Genomic DNA, 4,027 nt, shown 5'->3' on the forward strand with positions numbered 1-4,027 from the left:
CAGGTTTTAAAAACAACATTGGGCTTTAACAGAGCCAAAAAAATAAAAACCCAGGAAAGTCTCCTAGGTTTTACATTCATTTTACAGGCGTTAAACCCTGTATGGTATAATGTTTTATTAGTGATTTAAATTTTTCTTGATCCCGAAATAGGTGAACAGGGAAACAGTGGACAAAATGGCCAATGAGGCGATTTCAAATTTAACATCGCGGTATGTGATTGAATTGTCCTTTGTAAAGTACATCAACCCGAAAATAAATACAGACAATACTAAGACGGTGACGATGATATCTGCTTTTTTCATTTTATTCCCTCCAATTCTTTAGTAGTAAAGGGGTGCGATCATATTGAACTTGGAACATTTAAAGACCTTCATTGCTGCTGCTAAATATGAGAGCTTCTCCCAGGCAGGCAAGATGTTAAATTTGTCTCAGCCAGCTGTCAGCCATCAAATCAGCCAACTAGAGGCTTACTATAATAAACCATTGTTTATCCGGGCGAAACGCAAAATCACGTTGTCTGAGGCCGGAAAAACTTTATATGAATATGGCCAGCAGCTGCTTGCCTTGAATGACAAAATGGAAAGCCTTTTAGCCGCAGGTGATTTGAGCCAAACCATTAAGATTGGCTGCAGCAATACAATCGGAGAATGCTTGATTTCAAAAATGATCCAGGATTTCATAAAATTGAATCCTGACATATCGAGCAGCCAAATCCAAATCACGATCGGGACTTCAGTCCATATTACCGATTTGCTGTATGCGGCTGAAATTGATCTTGCCCTTGTCGAGGGCCAAGCTGGCCGCTATAATTTTGTATCACATGAATTCTACGATGACATGCTTGTTCTTGGTGTTTCTCCTCAGCTTAGAATCAATCCAGAAAATCAGCTGCCTGAAAAGCTTGCAGAAATGACCTGGCTGATCCGTGAGCCTGGCTGTGCCATGAGGCAAGCAACCCTTGATTTATGGAAAGGTCTGAATATAGAGCCGAAATCCGTCCTCATCTATAACAGCAATACTTTGATCAAGGAAGGCGTGAAAAATGGATTAGGTGTTTCGGTATTTTCAAAACTGGCTATTTGCCCTGAGATTCAAGCAAGGCAGCTAATTGTCAGCCGTTTTAAAGACAGAGACCGTTTCCGGCCATTTTACCTGCTACGGAAAGAAAACCAATTTAAGTCCGATCTTCATAAGAGATTATGGAACTATATAACTGACTTAGATGAAAATCCTAATGCCTCATGTTAAGAAGCATTAGGAATTTTCGTTGTTTTACTCTGTGTCTGTCTTTCCATTCATTTCAATCTCTAGTTCAGTTTTAATTTTAAGTGTTTTATGTTCTGCAGTTGCAAGATAATCAATGATGCTTTGTCTCGAAGCGTCGTCCATCTTCGCTCCGTTCCCTTTCATCCGGTCTACAACTGAAGTCCACTCCTCTGCTGTTTTGCTGGAATTCTTCATGATACGGCCGATGTCATGACACTGAAGGCAAGTGCCAAGGAAAGCTTCTTCGTTCGCATTCCTTGCTTCAGGGAAAACAAGAGTTGAAGCTTTTTTAATTCTGTTTGCTTCCTCTTCATTTTTTGTCTGGTAAGCTAATAGTTTGTCTTTAGGCACATTCGTTTTTAAAGCAATACCATTTGGATTCAAGCCAACAGGGATTGTCTGCCTGAAATCCTTCTTTTTTGTCATATCAATCTTAGTAAGTGTCTTATCTCCCCAGTTAGAGCCGAACATCATGCTTCCGTCAGGACTCCATGCGAGCCAGTGGATGTTTTGTACTCCCCAGATCTTTCTCACGATTTTATAATTGTCCTTTGGATCCATTACTGTTAGATAGCCTGCACCGTTCTGTGAAGTATACCAGTATCCATCCGGACCTAAATAAGCCAGATTGGTTCCTCCGCCAGTTTTAACTGTTTTTATAAATTTTAAATTGTCAGTATCAATTATTGAGATTGAACCATCGTTTCTGTTTCCTGTAACAAGGTCGTGGGTATCACCCATGAAGGTAAGATTCGTTGGCTTCGGGATATTATCAAATTTCTTTAAAAGCTTTTCTGTTTCCGCATCATAAACAGCGACCTGATCATCAGCCGTATTTGATACCGCTACATATTTGCCGTCATTTGACATATCCAGACCAGAACCTGTTCCTTTTCCATAGTCTGTTGTAGTCCGTTCAAGCTTCCTCATTTCCCCGGACTCAATGTCAATTACGCTAATGTAAGGTTCAGCTTGCATGCTGACAAATAGTTTTTTGCCATCAGGAGTAACGTTCAAATCCCTTGGCTTCTTGCCGACATTTTTAAATACTTTTACCAATTCAGCAGTTTCAGCATCCATCATTCCCACTGCTTCAACTGCGTTCAAGGAAGTGAAAGCGTATTTGCCATCTCTGGAAAAGGTAAGATGCTGTGGCGCAGGCGGCTTCTCAAATCCAGGAAAATCAATCTCATGAGCCTCAAGCGTGTCCATATTGATTGCCACTACGCTAGTTCCATATCGCTGTGTCGCAAATGCCCATGTCTGGCTTTTATTCATATGGATATGGTGGGGAGTACCTGTAGTTTGAATGTATTTAACAGGATTACCCGTTTTAATATCTGCAATCGCAATCCCATTACTAACTTCATTTGCAGACAGGATCCAGCCTTCGCCGTTCCAGTTCATGTTTGTATCGGCATTGCCGTTAGGCTGGTCTTTCCACCAGTTTGGAGAATAGTTCTTATCCAGCTCAGGAAGTTCCTTTTTATTCACATCATCAAGGGATGTCTCTTTTACCGCAGCTTCTGTACATGCAGTAAGGGAAATGGTCAGAAGTGCGAATGCTGATAGTTTAAGAAGTTTTTTCATATATGTCCTCACCTCACTTTTTTCTTTAGAACCATCCCACAAGCAGGATCAGTACAAGGGCAGTAGTTGTTCCCCAAGTGATCCAAACTCCTGGATGTGTAAGCCATTTTGTTTTATCATCCACACGGGAAATACCCTGGGCAAGTCCGTATGGGCAAACTTTACAGAATGAATTCCTTGCCTTATAAGATAGTGCTGTATATAGAACACCTGTAGAAGTAACAAGGAAGAAGTATTTGTCCAACTTAAAGTTGATTAAAGACTTCAAGATTGTGATTGGGTCGTAAAAATAGCTTACGGTTGCGTAGGCCATAAAAAAGCTGACAACCAAACTTAATAGAAAAGTTACAGCTTTGCCTTTTTCACCTAATTTTCCTTCAATTTTGTTTAAAAGCATACTGAAGGTATTATGTGGGCAAGCATATTGGCAAAATGCCCTGTATACAATCATTGATAATGCTAAAAAAGCCATCAGGAACAAGAAAAGGAATACAAAAAATAGATAACCAGCTTCATAGCTTAACTGAAAACCGAACAAGAACAATTTTTCGTTGTCAATGTCCATCCTGAATCCATTCCAAAACGGCAGAGTAAATATAATGATGAAAGAGGCCCATCTTATTACATTTTTAACCACAAAAATCCTCCTTTCTTTATCTGTAATTTTCTAAGTACGTATATACTTGGTCGATTTCTTTATCTGAATATAGGTGGCCGATTGCAGGCATCGTGTTACGGCCGTTTTTGATTACATTTTTTATGTCTTCTTCTTTTAGCCGATCCGTTACACCCTTAAGGTCAGGTGCCGCTCCTGTCGCATGGCAGTTTAGGCAAGTACCTGTGAAAATAAGCTCACCCTTGTTTTCCTGAGGTGCGGCGGCAGGTTCCACCTGTAATTTGCCCGGCATAAAGAGGGCATAGCCGATTGCCCAAATTGCTACGACATAAAATACAGCTACCAATAGTTTTGGCACTTTATTATGTTCAATTTTGATATCCGAAACAATATCTGCTTCTTTATGTTCATTTTTCATCTTTTCCACCTGCCTTTTTGAATGCTGTTTAGATATGGTTGATTACAAAATCATCTCCTTAAACATGGGTTTAAGGAGATGCCGTTATTAAAAATAAGGCTCTGTTATACAAGGCTGTTGATTTTCGTTCCAGGCG

The 4,027-nt window shown here is 40.1% G+C and carries 5 protein-coding genes; 1 reads left to right on the forward strand and 4 read right to left on the reverse strand.

All coding sequences use genetic code 11. The features are described from left to right. Positions 1 to 117 precede the first annotated feature (117 nt). Positions 118 to 303 carry a hypothetical protein gene (locus tag V7654_RS18155; protein WP_335432130.1) on the reverse strand — a complete coding sequence of 62 codons (186 nt, stop codon included), beginning with the start codon at positions 301 to 303 and terminating at the stop codon, positions 118 to 120. Positions 304 to 346: 43 nt separating this feature from the next. Between V7654_RS18155 and V7654_RS18160 the strand changes: the two genes are divergently transcribed. Further along, positions 347 to 1,249, forward strand: a complete 903-nt coding sequence (locus tag V7654_RS18160) for a LysR family transcriptional regulator (RefSeq protein ID WP_335432131.1) — start codon at positions 347 to 349, stop codon at positions 1,247 to 1,249. Between the two features lie 24 nt (positions 1,250 to 1,273). On the opposite strand, the gene V7654_RS18165 is transcribed toward V7654_RS18160, so the two are convergent. From V7654_RS18165 to V7654_RS18175, 3 genes are read right to left on the reverse strand one after another with little or no spacing between them, the layout of a single operon-like run. Continuing rightward, on the reverse strand, positions 1,274 to 2,857 hold the full coding sequence (locus V7654_RS18165; protein WP_335432133.1) for a YncE family protein: 1,584 nt from the start codon (positions 2,855 to 2,857) through the stop codon (positions 1,274 to 1,276). Positions 2,858 to 2,882: 25 nt separating this feature from the next. Beyond that, positions 2,883 to 3,494 (reverse strand): 4Fe-4S binding protein, encoded by a 612-nt coding sequence (locus V7654_RS18170; protein WP_335432135.1) that lies wholly within the window; start codon positions 3,492 to 3,494, stop codon positions 2,883 to 2,885. 16 nt (positions 3,495 to 3,510) lie between these two features. Continuing rightward, entirely contained in the window at positions 3,511 to 3,891 is a 381-nt protein-coding gene (locus tag V7654_RS18175; protein WP_335432137.1) for a c-type cytochrome, read from the reverse strand. Between the last annotated feature and the right edge of the window lie 136 nt (positions 3,892 to 4,027).

This window comes from Bacillus sp. JJ1609 (genome assembly GCF_036967045.1).
Taxonomy (GTDB): Bacteria; Bacillota; Bacilli; order Bacillales; family Cytobacillaceae; genus Mesobacillus.

Excerpts from the sequence above, each read along its gene's own strand:
- V7654_RS18175 (WP_335432137.1), bottom strand. The coding sequence starts at position 3,891 with ATGAAAAATGAACATAAAGAAGCAGATATTGTTTCGGATATCAAAATT.
- V7654_RS18165 (WP_335432133.1), bottom strand. The coding sequence starts at position 2,857 with ATGAAAAAACTTCTTAAACTATCAGCATTCGCACTTCTGACCATTTCC.
- V7654_RS18155 (WP_335432130.1), bottom strand. The coding sequence starts at position 303 with ATGAAAAAAGCAGATATCATCGTCACCGTCTTAGTATTGTCTGTATTT.